We start from the raw sequence: 17,790 nt of genomic DNA on the forward strand, positions 1-17,790 counted from the left end.
AGCGCATCGTCGCAGTGGTGCCCGCCCACAACGAGGACGCGTCGCTGTCTGCGTGCCTCGATGCCCTGCGCACCGCTCGCACGCTGTCGCCGGTCCCCGTCCGACTGGTGGTGGTGCTGGACGCCTGCAGTGACCGCACCGCGGAGGTGGTGGGTGGGGGCGTCCGGTGCGTCACGACGGACGTCGCGAACGTGGGAGCTGCACGGGCCCTGGGGTTCCGGTCCGAGACGTCGAGCGCCGGATCGTCCACCTGGTACGTCAACACCGACGCCGATTCGCTGGTCGACCCCGACCACTTCCGATCGATCGTGGCGTGCGCTGCGCAGGCACACGTCGTCCCCGGACCGGTGCGCGTCGACGAGGGCCTGCGTGATCCCGTCGTGCTCCGGCGATTCCGGCGCGACTACGCGGACCGTGAACGACGCGGTCTCCTGCAGGTCCACGGAGCCAACCTCGCGGTGCGCGCCGACGCCTACCGTGCGGTCGGCGGATTCCGTGCGCTCGCCGTCCACGAGGACGTCGATCTGGTCGCGCGACTCGGACGCCGGGGGTACCGCATACGCCGCACCGGCGCTCCGTGCGTGACCACGTCGGCCCGCACCAGTACGCGCACCACAGGTGGTTTCGCCACGTTCCTCGACGAGATGGCGACTCCCGTCACCGCCTGATCAGTGTGCGCCGGTACCCCGTGTGAAGACGTCGACGAGAACGTCGTCGTCGCGGTACTCCGCCCGGAGGAGCAGGTGCGGAGACGCGCGGAACGCGGTGTGCACCTCGGCCGCAGTGCTCGGGTACTCCGGAACGTCGTGGCGCCAGTGCGCGACGCACACGGTTCCGCCGGGCTCTGCCGCATCGACCGCCTTCGACACCAGAGCGTCGAGCTCCGTCGGGTGGACGTAGTAACACATCTCGCTCAGCACGACGAGATCGAACTGCTCGTCCGGCCACCCGTCGTGCAGCGACTCTCGGCGGAACTCCACGTTCGGAATCCCACGCTCCCGCGCGCGACGCAACGGTGCCTCTGCGATGTCCGTGGACAGCAGGCGATCGGCTCGGCCCGCGATGAGTTCGGACAGAACTCCGACGGAACACCCCGGCTCGAAGGCCGACCGGTACCGCTCGTTCGGAAGCATCGCCATCGTGAGGGCGTACTTGCGTCGCTCGTACCACCGGCTCTCGAACCCCCACGGGTCCGGATCGGCCTCGTACATGCGCTCGAAATAACTCGCCGGGACACCTCCGGCCTGCCCGCCCGATTCCGACCGGCCTCCGGCCTGCCCGCCCGATTCCGACCGGCCTCCGGCCTGCCCGCCCGATCCCGACCGGCCTCCGGCCTGCCCGCTCACACGAACACCGTCTCGTGAGAACGCAGGAGCCGCTCCAGAACCCACGGCGGGAGGATCTCGTCCTCGTTCCCGTCCCGAGTCGTCTGGCTGACGAATCTGCTCACCGCTACCTCCTTGCGCGCGATCGCGTCCGCGTCGAGCGTGATCGTGCGGGCCGACTCCCAGTCCACGGCCTCGTCCCCCGGTTCTGCCCAGTGCCACATCCACACCGGGTACTCGACGAGCGTGCACCCGTTCCGGCTCGCCGCCGCGGCCGACGCGCGCCCGACCGCTTCGTGATCGGGGTGGCCGTCGCCGCGCAGCGTCGTTGCGCACCACACCGTCGTACCGCGCCCCACGGTGTCGAGCACGTCGACGAGAGCGTCGACGAGGGCGCGCTCGTGCTCGGCCACCTGTCCGTCGGGCATGCTCAGCCGACGGATGTCGACGATACCGAGATCCACCAGCGCCGAAGCACTCTCGGCTCTGCGCACCGCTTCCAGGTCGGCGCGCGACCGCGCGGGCGTGGGGGTGTGAGACGCGCCCCCGTCAGTGACGGCGACTATCGTCACCGGAACACCGGACGCGGCCAGCATCGATGCCCAGCCGCCCAGACCGAGGACCTCGTCATCGGGGTGCGGAGCGACGAGGACCAGATGCGCCAGCCCGTCGTGGACAAGGTCGGGGTACGTCGGACCGTTCTCGCGCCACACGGACTCGGGCGTTCCATGCTGTGCCACCGGGCGTTCCGCGAACCTGTCCACACTCACGATGCGGAACCCGACGCCGCGACCGCCCGACCCAGGTTCTCCAGATCGACCTCGGCGTGGCTCTGGCGAAGATACGTCGTCAGGTCTGCCACCCGGCGGGAGTGCTCCGCGTCCAGACCGAGGGGTGCCGCACCCAGCGCGCGGCCGACCCGGTCGAGAACTTCGGTGCAGGCCCGCTCCACGATGGCGCGAACCCGCATGGCGCGGACTCTCGCCTCGTCCAGAGCCAGTGGGTCTCGGTCCACCTCGTCGGCAGCGACGTCGAAGGTGTTGACACAGGCCGTCAGTGCCGCGTCCACTGCTCCGAGGTGCGCGAGCGCATGCGGTCCGGCCCGGTCCGCAGCGGCCCGGCGGTAGAGCGGGTCGGCGACGGCGAGTGCCACCCCGAACCAGCAGGCGGCCACCCCGATCGCACCGTGCCAGAATCCGGCACGCGCGGTGTAGTCACCCGGTTGCCCCACCGCGACCGCGGGCGTTCCCGCGAGAGACACTGCGCCGGAATCGCTCTCGCGCATACCCGTCGCGTGCCACGTGTTCGGTTCAGGGGTCACGGTGCCGCTGTCCAGCGCCACGGCGAACAAGGCGGAGTCCTCCCCCGCCCGTGCCGTCACCAGCGCGTGCGAGCAACTGTGGGCGCCCGAGCACCACATCTTCCGGCCGGTCAGCGACCAGGAACCGTGCTCGTCGGAGACCGCGTTGACGGGCGGCGGCGTCTCTGCGGCCCACACTCCCCACATCTGCTCGGACGAGGTCGCGGGACCACCCAGCTCCGCGCAGATGGCGACGGCGTCGAAGTGGGCTTCGAGCAACCGGCCGACCACCGCGTCGTCGCGGCACCACGCGGCCAGCAGATCCCAGCGTCGCCTGGTCGCACCGGACCCCGGTAGCGGGATCTCTCCAGCGGACGCGATGCGGGACCGTACGGCCGCGGCGACACCGAGGTCGAGATCGTCCGTACTCACGTGAGTTGCTCCTGTCGTCGTTCCGCGGGGTACCCGATCGGCGTCAGGCCTACGCAGACCGGTCGATCGCTCGCTGTGCGGCTGCACAGCGCAGGCCGACCCGACGTGGAGTCACGCACCTGTCGCGGGGCTGCTCGCCGGGCGACGCTGAGGGGACCGCGAACGACGACCCGTGAAGGACAGCGCATGGCATCGATGGCAGGCAAGGTCGTACTCATCACCGGCGGTGCGTCCGGGATCGGTCTCGAGACCGGACGCCGACTCGCGTCGCAGGGCGCGCACGTGGTGCTCGTGGACCGATCCGACATACCCGCATCGGTGATCGGGAGCCTGGACACCAGCGCTCACGGCCGGCACCTGGCCGTGACCGCCGACGTCACGGACACCGCGTCACTCGAATCAGCTGTTGCACAGATCCTCTCGGAGTACGGGTGCCTCGACGTGGTGGTGGCCAATGCGGGCATCGCCGAGGCCGGCACCGTCGCCATCAGCGACGTCGAGACACTGACCCGCATCGTCGACATCAATCTGAACGGCGTCATCCGCACCGTGCACGCCACGTTGCCCGCCGTGACCGCACAGCGCGGCTTCTATCTGTTGGTCTCGTCCGCGGCCGCCCTGAAGACCGTGCCGGGCCAGTCCGCCTACGCGGCCGCCAAGACGGGTGTCGAGGCATTCGGCGGCGGACTGCGCCTCGAGGTGGCACACAAGGGCGTCGGCGTCGGGGTCGCGCATCCCGCATTCGTCCGGACTCCGATGTTCGAGTCGCAGCACAGCATCGAGTCGGTGCGGTCGAGCATCGAGGAACTGCCCTGGCCGTTCGATGTCGTCACCGACGTCGAGGACTGCGCCGACGCGTTCGTCGACGCCATCGTCCGGCGCCGCCGGAAGGTGTACGTGCCGGGCGCTCTGCGCGGCGTCGACAAGATCCGCGGTGTATTCACCGGCTCGCTGTGGGACGCGATTCTCCGTCCGAAGATGCGGAAGACGGTTCCACTACTGGAGCGGGGGATCCTGGAGAGCCGAGCGCGCGCTGCGCTCACGCGTCAGTAGCCACCACGCGAGGACGAGATCGGCTGTCCGGTCGATGTCGAGGCCCGTCAGATCACCGAAACGCGCCACCCTGTTGCGCACGGTGTTGCGATGCACGTAGAGGGCGGCGGCGGTGTCGTCGACGCGCCGATCGTGGTCGAGGTACGCCGCGACGGTGTCCAGGATCTCGCGACCCGCCTCGCCGCGTTCGGCCACCGTGGTCAGATGCGCGGACGCGAGTCGATCCGCGGCCTCCTCCCCCAGCGCGAGGAGAGGAAGCGGTCCGAGTGCGGCCAGGTCGACCACCCCAGTCCTCGCGAAGCGGGTGGCGAGGTCGAGTGCGTGCCGCGCCTGCCCGTACGACGCGCGCGCGTCTCTGGCCGGTCGAGCATCGCCCAGACCGACCGCCACCGAGGCCGCGAGGCGGTCCGGAACCACGGGCAGAAGGGCGACGAGACAGCCGTCGATGACCGCGTCCACCACGCCGAGATCATCGGTGCCGCAACGTAGTCGCAGCATCGACCGGATGTCCGACACGATCGACGAGTCGTTCCAGGTCACACAGGCGACGCTGTAGTGGTGATCGAGCGCGATACCGTGCTCACGGGCGTCCCGCTCGACGGACGCGGGCACGTACGACCCGTCGACGAGCTGCCGGATGAGATCCGCACGCCGGGTGGCACCCGTGACCGCTCGTTCCTGCATCACCGTGTTCACGGCGGCCGAGTACGACGTGGCCCACTCCCACATCATGTCCTGCATGTCGTCGATGACATCGGTCGACAACTGCTGCTCGACGGCGTTGCGCCGGATCATCTTGAACAGCTCGCGGGCACCGAGCTGGATGCTGTGTGCGACGAGTTCGAGGGGGATCCGCTGATCGGCCCACCGCCGGACCAGGTCGGCGACGTCCCGCTCGTTCACGGCAGGTGCATCGCTACGCACTCGCCACAGCACGATGTCCAGGACGGCGCGCGTGTTGCGCTGTACCTCCTCGTGCGCCACCGAGTCGTACACCGGAATGCTTCTGCGGTACAACGACGTCAGGTCCGACGCGACGGCATCGAGTTGCTCCTCGGCGTCGGTGACGAGGGAGGCGATGCGCGCGGCGATCTCCCGCTCCCGCGGAGTACCCGTCCGGTCGCTCATCGCGCCTCCTCTTCCACCACCCTGCCTGTCCGGTTCACGAGCGTCGCACATCCAGAGCAGCGAGCGCACGAATCCGCGGAGCTGCTGCTCGACTCCGCGCAGTGAACGGTGCCGTCGGGAGCGCGGCACGGAGGACGAGGAGGACGCGGCCGGCTCTCGGGTACACCATGCGCGACGACCGCCGCTCCAGCGCGCGGACGATGTGCGGAACGATGTCGTCGACGGGGCTGACCGCACCGAACGGGCCGGGAAGGGCGGCGAGCAGGGCCGCGAACGCGGGCTGCGCCATCTTTCCCGTGACCATCGACGTGTCGATCCATCCCGGGTGCAGGGATCCGACACGCACTCCGGTGCCGCTGAGTTCCAGTCGAAGGGCGTTCGCGAACGCTTCCAGCCCTGCCTTCGCCGCGGCGTAGCCCGAGTGGCCGGGCTGATGAGCGAAGGACGCCCAGGAACACGTGAAGGCGATGTGGCCGCGCGAGACCAGAACAGCCGGGAGCGCGGCCCGCACGATGTTGTGGGCACCGATCAGGTTGATGTCGATCATGCGCTTCCACGCTCCGTCGGGCAGAAGGTCGAGCGGACCGTACTCCGACACACCGGCATTGGCCCACACGATGTCGACCCGCCCCCGCTCGGCGACGACGGTGTCGATCACTCGGCGGCAGGCATCGGCGTCCCGGACGTCGAGCACGTGGGTGTCGCACGGGCCCGTCAGCGACCGCGCGGTGCGGGTCAGACCGCCCTGGTCCACGTCGAGCAGGACGACGATCGCACCGAGGTCCGAGCACCGCCGCGCCGTCGCGGAACCGATGCCTCCGGCCGCGCCCGTGACGACGAGGACCTGGCCGTCGAGGCTGCTCACCATTCGACTCTCCCCTGTGACGTGGGCGGGAGGTCGACGACCGCCAGCGCGGATTCGGTGATGCTTCCGAGAATCAGTTGCGTGCCGTGTCGGACCACGCTGGTCACCATCGAGTACTCGGGAGATGCCGACTGCAGGTCGTGCACGACCGTGCCGCCGGAGTCGAGAGCGATCACCCAGGTCGTGGACTCGCCCTGTCGCACACACTCGGGGAGGCGGTACGCGAACCTCCGGACGATGCCGGGGAGCTGCGCGACCCGATCGTGCAGTGTGCTGCGCGGCGTCGCCAGGGCCACCCACAGAAGGTCACCGTCGACCGAGACGTTGTCGGGGAAGGCAGGCAGATTGTCGGCGACGACATGCGGCGGTCCGGCGTGACCGTCGACGAGGGGGTACCGCAGTACGGCGAAGTCGCCTGTCGAGATCACGGTGACGGAATCCTCGTCGTGCGAGACCGCCAGCCCGTTGGCGAACTGGACACCGTCGACGAGCGTGCGCGCGGCGCCGTCGGGCGACACCACCGCCAGCCGGCCCGTGCCGGAGTGCTCGAGGAGATCGGCGAGGAAGTCGTGGAACCCGAACCGCCGGGTGGACACCGTGAAGTAGATGTTTCCCGACCGCCCCTGGACGATATTCGACGCGAAGGTGATCGGTTCGCCGTCGAGTCGGTCGAGAAGGACGTCGACCACCCCGGTGCCGAGATCCACGCGGAGAACACCTCGTTCGGCATCGCACACCAGCAACGTGGCGTCGTCGACGACGGTGATGCCGAGCGGTCGACCTCCCGTGTGCGCGAGAGTCTCGACGCCGTGACCGGTGTCGTCGATGGTGACCCGGACGATGCGCCCGTCCTCCAGGCCGGTGAGTACTCGCCCCCGCGAGTCCAGCCTGACGTCCTCCGGCCCGCGGCCCGGTAGTTCGAGACGCCGGATCGACGCCACCGGCTCCCTGCTCGTCACCTGCCGTGCTCGGGCCGGCGCGCTCGGTGGAGTCCACCGGACCGGGCGTAGTCGCGGAGCCACCGTGGAAGTGGGTCGAACGGCCTCGCTCGGGTGCGCGTCGCCGGCAATCACGGCGGCCACGGCACCGGCCGAACTCCACGGGGCACCGTGCCCCTCACGCCGCAGCGGATACGCGGTGGTGCGCGGGCCGCCTGCACTGTCGGCCATCGCGGCCGGATCCACACGTCGGTCGTTCAGGCCGTACACCAGTGAGACCGGGACGGACAGTCTCGACAGTCGTTCTCTCAGCGGCGCTTCGGTCACGTAGTGGTCGATCGCCGTCGAGGACGCGCGGAACCGACGCAGTCCCGTCGCGACGAGGTCCCGCACCGCGAACTCGGGAACCGGACCACCGGGAGCGAACGCCGACGCGAGACCGGACCGGAGCCTGCGCTCGGGCAGCATCGTCCACACCGCGGCGCCGAGGACCGGCACACCGAGAACCATCTCGGAGACACCTCTGGCCGTCAGCCGACTCGCCGTGGTCGGCGGAGTCGCGACCAGCACCAGACGGGTCACGAGGCCCGGGAACTGCTCCGCCAGGGACGTGGCGACGAGTCCGCCGCGCGAGTGCCCCACCACGACAGCGGGACCGATGCCGGCGGCCCGAACCGCCCGGGCGATGTCGAGGGCGTCCTGCTCGATCGACGCGGTACCCGCGATCTCGGGCGCGAGCACCGTACCGGTGAGCAGCGGTCGAACGCGATTCCAGATCGCAGGCGACCCGCCGAGTCCGTGCAGGAGGACGACGGGCTCGCTCATCGCGGCACCGCGTTCGTGTGGACCGCGTGGTGCTTCTCGTCGAATCGCGCGGCACGGCGTCGATACCCGAGGATGCTGCCCGGCCAGAGGTTGCTGTTGCGGCCGGCGGGGTCGAGGTACCAACTCGAGCACCCACCGCTCGTCCACACCGTCCCGTCGGTGAGGTCGTCGATGTCGGTCGAGTACTCGGCCTGCGCCCAGGCGGTCGGCTCGATGGAACCGCGTGCGGTCATCGCACGACGCATCGCCTTCTCGATGTATGCGATCTGAGACTCGAACATCAGGATCACCGACGTGTGGCCGAGTGCGATGTTCGGTCCGTGCATCAGATAGAGATTCGGGAATCCCGCGACGGTCGTTCCCAGGTAGGCCCGCGGACTGTCGCCCCACGTGTCCGCCATCGATCGACCCGACCCGTCGAAGACACTGTCCGTCAGCGGAAGTCGACTGGTGTCGAACCCGGTGCCGAAGATGACGGCGTCCACCTCGTGCGCGGTGCCGTTCGTGTCGATCACTCCGGTGGGAGTCACGGTCGCCACGCCCGCCGTCTCGACGGACACGTTGGGTTGCGCCAGGGCCGGGTAGTACTCGTCGGACAACAGGATCCGCTTGCAGCCCATCCGATAGTCCGGTGTGAGTTTCTGCCGCAGAACAGGATCGCTCACGGCATGTGCGAGGTGCGCACGACCCTCGCGCTCCCCGATCGCCATCAACGCAGGGTGCCGGAAGGCCAGGAGCTTCACCTCCCGCTCGAGGTAGATGGCCGCGCGCGCAGCACGCTGGTATCCGGGAACCGACTTCAGCAGGGTCCGCGTGCGTGCGGAGATGGGCTTGTCGTCGCGCGGCATCACCCACGGTGCCGTGCGCTGGAACAGGGTCAGGGACTCCACCAGCGGTTGGATTCTCGGGACGAACTGGATCGCGGAGGCACCGGTACCGACGACGGCGACGCGCATACCCGTCAGATCCGTGTCGTGGTCCCACTGCGACGAGTGGAACATCGGACCCGCGAAGGACTCGATGCCGTCGACGGCGGGGAGAGAGGGGTCGGCGAGGGACCCCGTGGCGAGAACGACGTGATCCGCGGTCGACGTCCCGCGCGGCGTCTCGAGAGTCCATCGCGCCGCGCTCGCGTCCCAGGTGAGGGACGTGACCGGGCACTGCGTCCGGAGTCGCGGGAGCAACCCGTGGTCCCGCGCCACCCGGTCGAGGTACTCGCGGATCTCGGGCTGCCGTGCGTAGGTGTGACGCCACCGGTGGCTGGGAGCGAACGAGAACGAATAGAGGAGGCTCTGGACGTCGCACGCAGCACCCGGATAGTCGTTGTCGCGCCACACCCCGCCGAGCGTCGCCGCGCGCTCGAAGATGACGACGCTCCCCTGGTGCAACGGTGCCAGCCCGATCGCTGCTCCGACTCCCGCGAAACCCGAGCCGATGACCGCCAGCGTGTGGTGGTCGGAACTCGTGGTGGTCCCGGACGATGTCATCACTGACCCTCTTTCCCTGCGTGGTGGTGACGGGCGAACTCCGACCATTCCGCGACTGCTGTCGGGATGAGGTCGGGCAGCACGAACGTGCCGTCGAGAGCGAGGATCCGCGCCGGCGGCACCGACCCGCCGCCCCGATCGGTCAGTCGGACGGACACCACCGCGGTGGCATGGTCGACGTCGCGAATGTGGAAGACCTGCTCGAAGTACAGGTTCTTGGCATCGGTACCGATCAGACGGGTCCGCACGCGATACGCACGCGGGAAGGTCAGCGAGCGTCGGTAGGTGATGCTCTGCGCCGTGACGACGGGACTCCAGCCCCGCACGCGGAACTGGTGCCACAGACCGGTTCTCGCGTAGTACGCGATGCGGGCCGCGTCCAGAACGGACAGGTACCGGCCGTTGGTCATGTGCATCAGGATGTCGAGATCCGCCGGGAGTACGCGGAACCGTGTCTCGAGAGGATCACCCACTCGCGCCGTCCGTCCGAACGAGTGCATGCGGAGGACCCAGCGCAGCATCATGATCACGGGCCACTCCTCGCCGGACGACGGTATCGATCACTCGAGTGTGGCCTTCGGGAGCGTCGCGCACGATGGCTGTCGCGACACGGCGCCGCACGATACGTTGTGCACGTGCCCACCGCCACGAGGGATGCGCGGCGTCAGTGCCCGGTGACCACGCCGAAGGCTCTCACCACGAGGTCCACGACGTCGTCGAGCGACAGGTCGTCGCGCTCGACGTACTCGTCGGCCGCCCGGTCGAGGAATCCCGTCCAGGCGACGACCGCCGTCTGCATCACCGGAGTCAGGGGCTGCCCCAGTCCGACGATGTCCGCCACCTGACGCGCGCCTGCCGCACGTGCCTCGCGGAGCGCCCGTTCGACGGCCGGATCGCCCAGCACGCCCTCGACGACGACGCGGACGTACAGCGTCCGATGGTTCTCCAGGAACTCGATGTGCCGTCGGACGAAACCGTCGAGGCGTTGCTCCGGAGTCTGCTCGTCCGCCCTCGGACTCTGGTGATGCACCAAGCGCGACAACACGTCTGCGAGCGCCGCAGCCACCAGGCCCTGCTTGTCGGTGAAGTAGTAGAACAGCAACCCGTGTGCCACGTCGGCCCGCCGGGAGATGGCGGCCGCGCTGATGTCCGCGTCGCCGCCCTCGCTCATGAGGGCGATGGCCGCATCGATGAGTGCCTGTCGACGATCCCGTCGCGGACGACGCGCGCCGTCGGGGGGGTTCGCGGACATGGCACCGAGGGTAGTGCACCCCGCCCTGCACCTCGAGCACAAGTCAATTTCTTGACTGACAGTCAAAGTGCTCGTAGCGTCGCGGTCACTTCCCCACGACGAGAGGCGACGATGAACGCGACGGGTGACCACACCGGCTCGGCCGGTCTCGGCAGTCACGGACCGGATCGCATCGCCCACTGGGTGGTGAAATCGACTCGCACCGACGAGATGGTGCGGTGGTACGGCACCGTCTTCGGGGCGCAGGTCGCGTATCAGGACGACGAGATCACGTTCCTGACCTGGGACGACGAGTCGCACCGCCTGGCGATCATCGCCGTGCCCCCGGTTCTGCGGCTTCTCTTCCCGCTCGCGAGGCTCAAGCGCAAGGTCTACGGCATCGACCACATCGCGCTGACCTTCACGTCCCTCGAACGGCTGCTCGAGAACTACGTGCGGTTGAAGCGCCAGGGCATCCGCCCGGTCTGGTCCATCAACCACGGCCCGACCATCTCCCTCTACTACGAGGATCCCGACGGCATCCGACTCGAGTTCCAGGTGGAGAACTTCGACCCGGATCACACCGCGGCGTTCTTCTACAGCGACGAGTTCGCCCGCAATCCGATCGGCGTGAACATCGATCCCGACTACCTGCTGAGCCGACTGCGCAACGGCGAGTCGCCGAAGGAGCTGCGGCGGCGGGAGGCCGGGACCAGGCCGGGCCGGCCGGTCGTGGCGAACAAGAAGACCATCTCGTTCCGTACCTTGTGATCCCTTCTCGAGAAAGCGAATCACCATGCCCGTGAACATTGTTCGCACTGCCGAGGGATGGTGGCGCCTGCACGGTGAGACCGCGGCCCGCATCGACACCACGGCCGACACCACCCGTGATCTGCTCGCCGATCGTGCGGCCGTCGAGAGCGCACACGGCGAGGACGCCGTCGTGGCGGATCTCGACGCCCTCTCGCCGATCACCGCACCGTGCCGCGTCGTGGCTCAGTTGCTCAACTACCGGTCGCACGCGCTGGACATCGGAGCCGACCCGGCAACGCTGTACCCCACGTTCTTCCGGAAATCGTCGGCCTCCATCAGCGGCCCCAACGACCCGATCCGCCAACCCGCCGAGGTCGCCCTGCTGGATCACGAGATCGAGCTGGGCATCGTCATCGGGGCGGACGTCCCTGTCGGGACCACGGTCACGCAGGACACCCTGCCGCGCTATGCCGCGGGGGTGGTCGTGGCCGACGACGTGTCGGCGCGCGAGATCCAGCTGACCCGCGTCCAGGTCTACGAGAGCAAGTCCTATCCCACCTTCACGCCACTCGGCCCGCGACTCGTCCTGTTCGACGCAGCGGACTGGGCGCGGCTTCCCGAGTTGCACATGACCCTGTCCGTCAACGGCGACGTCCGTCAGGATCAGACCATCGGCGATGACCTGATCACGCCACCCGCCGAGGCACTCACCCGCCTGTCTCGTTTCCAATCCCTCTCCGCAGGAGACGTTCTCCTGACGGGCACGCCCGTCGGAACCGCCATCTCCGCCCCACCGAAGATCGTGCAGAAGATCGGCGAACTCCTTCCGCCGGCGGTCAAGTGGAAGATCTTCTTCGCTCGACAGGCGCGCAATCCCCACTATCTCTCCGTCGACGACGTCGTGACCGCCACCATCCGCACGGCCGACGGCACCATCGACCTCGGCACTCAGCGGACCGTCGTCCGATGACGACTCCGGTGGTGATCGTCGGCGCGGGTCCGGCAGGCGCCACAGCCGCACTGCTGTTGGCTCGCAGGGGTATCCGCACCACTGTCCTGGAGCGTCGAGCCACGCTGCTCTTCCATCCGGCCGCACACGTGATCAATGCCCGCACGCTCGAGATCTGGCACGAGTACAGCCCCGATCTCGCGTCGGTCATCGCGTCGATGTCGCCTCCGCACGACGAGGTGAACCTCATCAGTTGGTTCGGCGGCATCGGCGACGGCCCCATCGGGTCCATCGACCTGCTGTCCGATCCCGATCGGAAAGCAGTCGTCGAGAGCCAGAGCCCGTACATGGTCTCGCACATCGGACAGCACCTGCTCATGCCCGTGCTGTGGAACGCGCTGGACGAGGACCCGCTCATCGACTTCCGCCGCGGCGTCACGGTTCTGGATGTCGAGTCCACACCCGAGGTCGCCCGAGTGCGAACGCGCAGTGGAGATGACGACGGAGAGCTGACCGCTCGATACGTGTTGGGGTGCGACGGGGCCAACAGCCCTGTTCGCGACGCCACTGGAATCGACCTCGTTGGGCCGGTCCTGGCGAACATGGGTAGCGCGTTCTTCACCTCGCACACGCTGTTCCCGGACGACGCTCGTCCACTTCTGAGCTGGATCTATACGCCGGATCTGTGCGGCGTCCTGATCTCCCACGCCGATCACCGGTACATCCTCATGACGGCCTACCTGCACCCGGCCCAGGAGATCGCCGCGAACAGCCGCCAGTTCTGGGCCGACATGTTGCCGAAGGTGCTCGGTGACAAAGACTTCGAGCTGGAGTCGACCGGCACCTGGGTGATGACGTCGCAGACCGCGGACTCGTTCCGCCGCGGGCGGCTCCTGCTCCTCGGTGACGCTGCGCATCGGTTCCCGCACACCGGCGGCTTCGGCCTGAACTCCGGGGTGCAGGACGCGCACAATCTCGCGTGGAAGCTCGACGCGGTGCTGTCCGGCACTGCCTCTCCCACTCTGCTCGACACCTACGAGACGGAACGCCGACCGGTGGTGGAGAAGTTCGCGGAGCAGAGTGTGGCCAACCATTTCCGGCTCGACGACATCGGTGGACGCATCGGCATCACCAACAGGATGCTGGCGGTCGCGACCCGGGTCGCGGCGCGTGCACCGCTCGCGTCGCTCCCCGACCGGCTCGTCGCGCCGATGGCCACGGCGATGATGCGTCGGCAGATGCGTCGAGCGCGGCGACTGCATCCTCGGGCTCCGGGTTCGACGGCACTGCGCGGGCAGATCGCGGAGGCGTTGCCCGGTCAGATCGAACACTTCGTCTCCACCGGTCTGCAGTTCGGCTATCTGCACACGAGCGACCTCGTCGCCGACGACGACTCTGCAGTGCGGCCGCCCGAGGACGTGGTCGACTATCTCCCCACCACCTACCCCGGCGCCCGGCTTCCCCACGCGATGATCTCGACGCGCGGGCTCACCACGGGCATCCACGACGTACTCCACCGGACCTCGTTGACGCTCCTCGCGCTCGACGACGACGGGTGGGAGAACGAGCTCGGCACTCACCGCATCGCGGGCCCGGGCGTCGTGGTGGTCCCCGTCGACGCACCGGACCCCGCAGACCGGCGTCGACTGATCGACCTGCTGGAGGTCGGTGAGAAGGGAGCCGTGCTCGTCCGCCCGGACGGGCACGTGGCCTGGCGTACGACCTCGCCGGCGTCGTCGGGTGTGGCCGAGTTGACGAGATTCCTCGAACGCTGGCGCCAGCACTATCCGATGCGGTGACAGCGGCATGTCGAGGGTTCCGCGCTCCGATTCCTTCGGCAGCACCGGAACCGACGGGGTTGACTGTGCCCATGACTGACACGAGGGTCGCCATCGTGACCGGCGGTGGACGCGGGATCGGACGGGCCATCAGCCTGGCCCTGGCCCGCGCCGGGTGGGACGTGGTGATCGGCTACCACTCCGACGCGGACTCGGCCGACGCCGTCGCAGCTGACGTCACAGCCCTCGGTCGCCGCGCGTTGTGCTGCGCGGTCGACATCGTCGACGAGGATTCCGTCGCCGCGTTCTTCGCGGCAGCGGAGACGTTCGGGCCGGTGACCGGGGTGGTGAACAACGCCGGCGCGGCCACCGCAGTGGGGCGGCTCGAGGACAACGACCTCGCGGCGATCCACCGGGACCTCGACGTCGACCTCTTCGGAGTGATCGTCTGCTGCAAGTTCGCGCAGGCAGCACTCATGAGACAGGGCGGTGGATCGATCGTCTCGATCTCGTCCGCGGCCGCGACGCTCGGAAGTCCGTCGAGGTACGTCCACTACGCGGCAGCGAAAGCCGGAGTCGACGCACTGACACTCGGACTGTCGAAAGAACTTGCCCCCGCGATTCGCGTGAACGCCGTGTCGCCCGGCACGATCTGGACCGACTTCCACCAGGAGCCGGACCGGCCCGCGCAGGTCGCCCCGACGGTGCCGCTCGGTCGAGCGGGCACCGTCGACGACATCGCGGGAGCCGTCGTCTGGCTCATGTCCGAGGACGCGAGTTACGTGACGGGTGCGGTGCTCCGGGTGGCCGGTGGACTGTGAACTACCTGCGGTGCGGACCCACCTTGTTCTCCGAGTTCTCGTAGTCCCCCCGGTAGAGGCGATTGCTGAACGGCTTCTCGTTCACGGGGATCTCGATGAGCCAGTCGTGCTCACGGATGTCACGCGGCCGATACGACCCCTTGAACGTCACGGTCACCGCGCCACCGCGTTCCGCAGCGGCCTCCTCGGTGGCCTCGCGACCGGTGTTGAACGTCTCGGCGAGGTCGCGGCCGTCGTTGCCGACGATGATGGTCCCGTCGTGCACGAACTGGACGAAGGTGCCGTTCGTGGCCGCTGCGGTTCCGGCGACGGCCGACCCCAACTCCGGGTTCAGTTCGGCGACGAAGTCGGGGGTGCCCGGCGCGGCCTCGCGGTCGTCCGCTCGTACGTCCGCGTGGCGGGCCGGTGCGGGCGCGAGGGTGACGTACTGGCCGAGGGCACTGTGGCGTCCGCGGTCGACGATGTCCCAGACGTGCGAACTCGAGGTGACCTTCACCCTCCCGTCGTGGAAGACGGTGACGCGGTCGGCGCCGTTGCTCAGAATCGTGCGCTTCGCGTTGGGGGGCATCCGGTAAGTATGCGCCCCGGGACCGTCCGCACTCACGCTCGGCTCCGAAGACGTGGGCCGTGGTGAGGCCAGGCGCGATCAGTCGGCCGACGTGATGGTCACCGTCACCGTGCCACCGAGCGCACCGACCACGCCGACTCCCGACGGGTCCATGGTCCCGAGTACGACGATGCCGGGGAAGTAGCTCTGATCGCCGTAGTACAGAACGACGTCGTTCGACGGCGCGTAGTACCCGATGTCGCCGGGATCGGGATCCGCCCCTGAGGGAGACCCGTCCGTGCTCAGCACCGCCGGCAGCGGACCCGTCTTCTCCACGCCGCCGTGATCCGACATCTCCACCGTCACGGGCAGAAGTGCCGCGAGATCGCGGGCCGCCACACTGTCGTTCAGCGTTCCGATCACCGTGGTGCCCTCGACGTCGATCGCGATGCGCATCGTCTCTCCGTTCGGTTCTGCGGCGGTCGGCTGCGTGGTCGCCGGTGACGACGCCGACGAACCGACGGTGTCGCTCTCAGCCGAGCAGCCGGCGAGCAGAGAGACTGCGGACGCGAGGGCAATCGCTCCGCGGCGCGTCATCCACGCTCGTAGGTGGCCCGAAAGCCGTCGGCAGGATCGCTCGGTGTCGGAACGAGAGTGTCACCGTCCACCTCGTGAGCACGATGAAGGGTCTGCCCGATGAGATCGCGCGCCGGAGCCGACTCCACCGAGATCGTGAAGGTCCCCGAGGTTCCGTCGGACTCGGTCACGAGATCACCGTGGAACGACTCGTACCCCTGCAGGATCGAACGCCGAGCCCGGTCATGCGCCACTCCCCCACCAGCGGGCTCGCCTCCTCCGACGCCGTCCACGCCGCGCCCAGTGCGGGCACAGCGACCGCCGGCGCGGCAGTCACGAACGGTCTCTTCACGGTTGGTACCTCGTCACGTCGGAGGGTTGGTCTGGCCCCACCAACGCTAGAGACGTGATCGCACGCGAGGGAGTCCCTACGAGGGCACCCTTTGCGGTCTCCCGACGACACTCAGAAGTCGAGGCTGTCCACTCCGTCGGAGCCACCACGTACTCGCCGAATGTGCACCCGTCGAACGAGGCGGATGACAGGCCGGACGAGCAACTCGACGCTCCCGACAAGGAAGAAGACTGTTCCGAGCTCGGTGGTCGACTCACTGAAGAACAGCACACTGCCCGCGATGAACCACACCGCGATCGCGATGTCGTTGACGATGCTGACCACTTCCCACCGCTGACGGACGATCAACTCGTCGTGTCCGATGGTGAGTGTCAGCGTCTTCCCGCTGGTGTCGATACCCACGGTCGCCGATCAGGAGTCGGTGTTCGCATCCCCGGGGTGCGGCACGTTCTCCTCGTCGACGTACGCGGTGTGCTCGGTGTCCTGCTCGTGCTCGCGCGGTCCGTCGTTGCTTCCGGCGGCGGGCACGGCGTCCGCAGCATCACTGGGCATCGTCATCGCGGGGTCCTGCTCTCTGATCGGTGGTCGGGTCACGCCCTGAATGCCCCGCGCCCCGATTCCGCAACCCTCAGGCGGGTGTGCCGTCGCCGACCAGATCACCCATGTCGAGCACGAACCGGTAGCGCACGTCTCCGGCCTCGAGGCGATCGAGAGCGGTGCCGACGACGGCCGACGGCAGCACCTCCACCTGCGCGGTGATGCCGTGGTCGCCGCAGAAGTCGAGCATCTCCTGCGTGTGCCGGCGACCACCGCTGCCGGACGAGCTCACCGATCTGCGACCGACCAGGAGATCCACCGTCTCGATCGAGACCGAGCCGAGGTGGCCCACCAGACAGAGGGTTCCGTCGAGCGCCAGGCTCGCGAGGTACGGCTGCGGATCGTGAGCGACCGGGATGCAGTCGACGACGAGATCCAGTCCGCCCTGCACCGCCGCCATCGCGGCGTCGTCAGTCGACAGTACGGTGTGGTGAGCACCCAGTTCCCGCGCCTCCTCCGCCTTGGCCGACGAGGTGGTGAACACGGTGACCTCGGCGCCCAGCGCCGCCGCGAATCGCACGGCGAGATGACCGAGGCCACCGATTCCGGCAACACCGACACGAGAGCCGGGACCGATGTTCCAGCGGCGCAACGGCTCCCACACCGTGATGCCCGCGCACATCAGGGGAGCGACCGCGGCCGCATCGAGGCCTTTCGGCCGGTGGTAGACGAAGCGATCCCGCACGACGTACTCCGCCGAGAAGGCTCCTGCCGTCGTCGATCCGTCGACGCGGTCCCGCCCGCCGTAGGTGAGGGTGGGGAACTCACGGCAGTAGTTCTCCTGCCCCGCAGCGCACATGTCGCAGCCATCAACAAGTCGCAGATCTATGCGT

22 protein-coding genes are annotated in these 17,790 nt (G+C 68.7%); 6 read left to right on the forward strand and 16 right to left on the reverse strand.

What is annotated here, in order from left to right; genetic code table 11:
• Positions 1-17: 17 nt before the first annotated feature.
• Complete coding sequence (locus tag QE449_RS18090; RefSeq protein WP_307109320.1) at positions 18-668, forward strand: glycosyltransferase family 2 protein; 651 nt, start codon at positions 18-20, stop codon at positions 666-668.
• Here QE449_RS18090 and QE449_RS18095 read toward each other — a convergent pair whose 3' ends face one another.
• The 3 genes from QE449_RS18095 to QE449_RS18105 form a co-directional block, all read right to left on the reverse strand.
• Positions 669-1,211 carry a trans-aconitate 2-methyltransferase gene (locus QE449_RS18095; protein ID WP_222640420.1) on the reverse strand — a complete coding sequence of 181 codons (543 nt, stop codon included), beginning with the start codon at positions 1,209-1,211 and terminating at the stop codon, positions 669-671.
• 131 nt (positions 1,212-1,342) lie between these two features.
• Positions 1,343-2,065: a PIG-L deacetylase family protein gene (locus QE449_RS18100; protein WP_307109321.1), complete on the reverse strand. Its 723-nt coding sequence runs from the start codon at positions 2,063-2,065 to the stop codon at positions 1,343-1,345.
• 26 nt (positions 2,066-2,091) lie between these two features.
• Positions 2,092-3,057, reverse strand: a complete 966-nt coding sequence (locus QE449_RS18105; RefSeq protein WP_373428316.1) for an acyl-CoA dehydrogenase — start codon at positions 3,055-3,057, stop codon at positions 2,092-2,094.
• A gap of 186 nt (positions 3,058-3,243) precedes the next feature.
• On the opposite strand from QE449_RS18105, the gene QE449_RS18110 reads away from it, so the two are divergent.
• Positions 3,244-4,110, forward strand: coding sequence for a short-chain dehydrogenase/reductase (locus QE449_RS18110; protein WP_307109322.1), 867 nt, complete (start codon positions 3,244-3,246; stop codon positions 4,108-4,110).
• Here the strand turns inward: QE449_RS18110 and QE449_RS18115 are convergent.
• The 6 genes from QE449_RS18115 to QE449_RS18140 form a co-directional block, all read right to left on the reverse strand.
• Entirely contained in the window at positions 4,054-5,238 is a 1,185-nt protein-coding gene (locus tag QE449_RS18115) for a CdaR family transcriptional regulator (protein ID WP_307109323.1), read from the reverse strand. The genes QE449_RS18110 and QE449_RS18115 overlap by 57 nt on opposite strands.
• A gap of 34 nt (positions 5,239-5,272) precedes the next feature.
• Positions 5,273-6,106, reverse strand: coding sequence for an SDR family NAD(P)-dependent oxidoreductase (locus tag QE449_RS18120; protein ID WP_307109324.1), 834 nt, complete (start codon positions 6,104-6,106; stop codon positions 5,273-5,275).
• Entirely contained in the window at positions 6,100-7,866 is a 1,767-nt protein-coding gene (locus tag QE449_RS18125) for an alpha/beta fold hydrolase (RefSeq protein ID WP_307109325.1), read from the reverse strand. Before QE449_RS18125 ends, QE449_RS18120 begins: the two co-directional genes overlap by 7 nt.
• A complete protein-coding gene (locus QE449_RS18130; RefSeq protein ID WP_307109326.1) occupies positions 7,863-9,353 on the reverse strand; it encodes an NAD(P)/FAD-dependent oxidoreductase in 1,491 nt (496 codons plus the stop codon). The genes QE449_RS18125 and QE449_RS18130 overlap by 4 nt, the downstream gene beginning before the upstream one ends.
• Positions 9,353-9,877: a thioesterase family protein gene (locus QE449_RS18135; protein ID WP_307109753.1), complete on the reverse strand. Its 525-nt coding sequence runs from the start codon at positions 9,875-9,877 to the stop codon at positions 9,353-9,355. The genes QE449_RS18130 and QE449_RS18135 overlap by 1 nt, the downstream gene beginning before the upstream one ends.
• A gap of 140 nt (positions 9,878-10,017) precedes the next feature.
• Positions 10,018-10,605: a TetR/AcrR family transcriptional regulator gene (locus tag QE449_RS18140; RefSeq protein WP_222628002.1), complete on the reverse strand. Its 588-nt coding sequence runs from the start codon at positions 10,603-10,605 to the stop codon at positions 10,018-10,020.
• 111 nt (positions 10,606-10,716) lie between these two features.
• Here QE449_RS18140 and QE449_RS18145 point away from each other — a divergent pair, with 111 nt between their 5' ends.
• From QE449_RS18145 to QE449_RS18160, 4 genes are all read left to right on the forward strand, one after another.
• Positions 10,717-11,355 carry a VOC family protein gene (locus QE449_RS18145; RefSeq protein WP_307109327.1) on the forward strand — a complete coding sequence of 213 codons (639 nt, stop codon included), beginning with the start codon at positions 10,717-10,719 and terminating at the stop codon, positions 11,353-11,355.
• 25 nt (positions 11,356-11,380) lie between these two features.
• On the forward strand, positions 11,381-12,307 hold the full coding sequence (locus QE449_RS18150) for a fumarylacetoacetate hydrolase family protein (protein WP_307109328.1): 927 nt from the start codon (positions 11,381-11,383) through the stop codon (positions 12,305-12,307).
• A complete protein-coding gene (locus QE449_RS18155) occupies positions 12,304-14,085 on the forward strand; it encodes an FAD-dependent oxidoreductase (protein WP_307109329.1) in 1,782 nt (593 codons plus the stop codon). Before QE449_RS18150 ends, QE449_RS18155 begins: the two co-directional genes overlap by 4 nt.
• Positions 14,086-14,156: 71 nt before the next feature.
• Positions 14,157-14,885, forward strand: coding sequence for an SDR family NAD(P)-dependent oxidoreductase (locus QE449_RS18160; RefSeq protein WP_027504368.1), 729 nt, complete (start codon positions 14,157-14,159; stop codon positions 14,883-14,885).
• Position 14,886: 1 nt separating this feature from the next.
• Here the strand turns inward: QE449_RS18160 and QE449_RS18165 are convergent, their stop codons facing one another.
• From QE449_RS18165 to QE449_RS18195, 7 genes are all read right to left on the reverse strand, one after another.
• Positions 14,887-15,453, reverse strand: coding sequence for a hypothetical protein (locus QE449_RS18165; protein ID WP_027504369.1), 567 nt, complete (start codon positions 15,451-15,453; stop codon positions 14,887-14,889).
• Between the two features lie 78 nt (positions 15,454-15,531).
• Positions 15,532-15,888 carry a cyclophilin-like fold protein gene (locus tag QE449_RS18170; protein WP_231476168.1) on the reverse strand — a complete coding sequence of 119 codons (357 nt, stop codon included), beginning with the start codon at positions 15,886-15,888 and terminating at the stop codon, positions 15,532-15,534.
• A 137-nt stretch (positions 15,889-16,025) separates the two neighbouring features.
• Positions 16,026-16,199 (reverse strand): hypothetical protein, encoded by a 174-nt coding sequence (locus QE449_RS18175; RefSeq protein WP_231476169.1) that lies wholly within the window; start codon positions 16,197-16,199, stop codon positions 16,026-16,028.
• Entirely contained in the window at positions 16,196-16,345 is a 150-nt protein-coding gene (locus tag QE449_RS18180; protein ID WP_231476172.1) for a hypothetical protein, read from the reverse strand. Before QE449_RS18180 ends, QE449_RS18175 begins: the two co-directional genes overlap by 4 nt.
• Before the next feature lie 126 nt (positions 16,346-16,471).
• Positions 16,472-16,762, reverse strand: a complete 291-nt coding sequence (locus QE449_RS18185) for a YrhK family protein (RefSeq protein ID WP_027504372.1) — start codon at positions 16,760-16,762, stop codon at positions 16,472-16,474.
• A gap of 9 nt (positions 16,763-16,771) precedes the next feature.
• On the reverse strand, positions 16,772-16,918 hold the full coding sequence (locus QE449_RS18190) for a hypothetical protein (RefSeq protein WP_197027715.1): 147 nt from the start codon (positions 16,916-16,918) through the stop codon (positions 16,772-16,774).
• A gap of 70 nt (positions 16,919-16,988) precedes the next feature.
• Positions 16,989-17,756, reverse strand: coding sequence for an NAD(P)-dependent alcohol dehydrogenase (locus QE449_RS18195; RefSeq protein WP_197027716.1), 768 nt, complete (start codon positions 17,754-17,756; stop codon positions 16,989-16,991).
• Between the last annotated feature and the right edge of the window lie 34 nt (positions 17,757-17,790).

The sequence above is a fragment of the Rhodococcus sp. SORGH_AS_0303 genome, assembly GCF_030819335.1.
Taxonomy (GTDB): domain Bacteria; phylum Actinomycetota; class Actinomycetes; order Mycobacteriales; family Mycobacteriaceae; genus Rhodococcoides.

Coding starts and splice junctions, on each gene's coding strand:
- QE449_RS18145 (WP_307109327.1), top strand. CDS start 10,717: ATGAACGCGACGGGTGACCACACCGGCTCGGCCGGTCTCGGCAGTCAC.
- QE449_RS18140 (WP_222628002.1), bottom strand. CDS start 10,605: ATGTCCGCGAACCCCCCCGACGGCGCGCGTCGTCCGCGACGGGATCGT.
- QE449_RS18150 (WP_307109328.1), top strand. CDS start 11,381: ATGCCCGTGAACATTGTTCGCACTGCCGAGGGATGGTGGCGCCTGCAC.
- QE449_RS18110 (WP_307109322.1), top strand. CDS start 3,244: ATGGCATCGATGGCAGGCAAGGTCGTACTCATCACCGGCGGTGCGTCC.
- QE449_RS18095 (WP_222640420.1), bottom strand. CDS start 1,211: ATGTACGAGGCCGATCCGGACCCGTGGGGGTTCGAGAGCCGGTGGTAC.
- QE449_RS18115 (WP_307109323.1), bottom strand. CDS start 5,238: ATGAGCGACCGGACGGGTACTCCGCGGGAGCGGGAGATCGCCGCGCGC.
- QE449_RS18155 (WP_307109329.1), top strand. CDS start 12,304: ATGACGACTCCGGTGGTGATCGTCGGCGCGGGTCCGGCAGGCGCCACA.
- QE449_RS18135 (WP_307109753.1), bottom strand. CDS start 9,877: ATGATGCTGCGCTGGGTCCTCCGCATGCACTCGTTCGGACGGACGGCG.
- QE449_RS18160 (WP_027504368.1), top strand. CDS start 14,157: ATGACTGACACGAGGGTCGCCATCGTGACCGGCGGTGGACGCGGGATC.
- QE449_RS18165 (WP_027504369.1), bottom strand. CDS start 15,453: ATGCCCCCCAACGCGAAGCGCACGATTCTGAGCAACGGCGCCGACCGC.
- QE449_RS18170 (WP_231476168.1), bottom strand. CDS start 15,888: ATGCGCATCGCGATCGACGTCGAGGGCACCACGGTGATCGGAACGCTG.
- QE449_RS18125 (WP_307109325.1), bottom strand. CDS start 7,866: ATGAGCGAGCCCGTCGTCCTCCTGCACGGACTCGGCGGGTCGCCTGCG.
- QE449_RS18190 (WP_197027715.1), bottom strand. CDS start 16,918: ATGACGATGCCCAGTGATGCTGCGGACGCCGTGCCCGCCGCCGGAAGC.
- QE449_RS18120 (WP_307109324.1), bottom strand. CDS start 6,106: ATGGTGAGCAGCCTCGACGGCCAGGTCCTCGTCGTCACGGGCGCGGCC.
- QE449_RS18130 (WP_307109326.1), bottom strand. CDS start 9,353: ATGACATCGTCCGGGACCACCACGAGTTCCGACCACCACACGCTGGCG.
- QE449_RS18195 (WP_197027716.1), bottom strand. CDS start 17,756: ATGTGCGCTGCGGGGCAGGAGAACTACTGCCGTGAGTTCCCCACCCTC.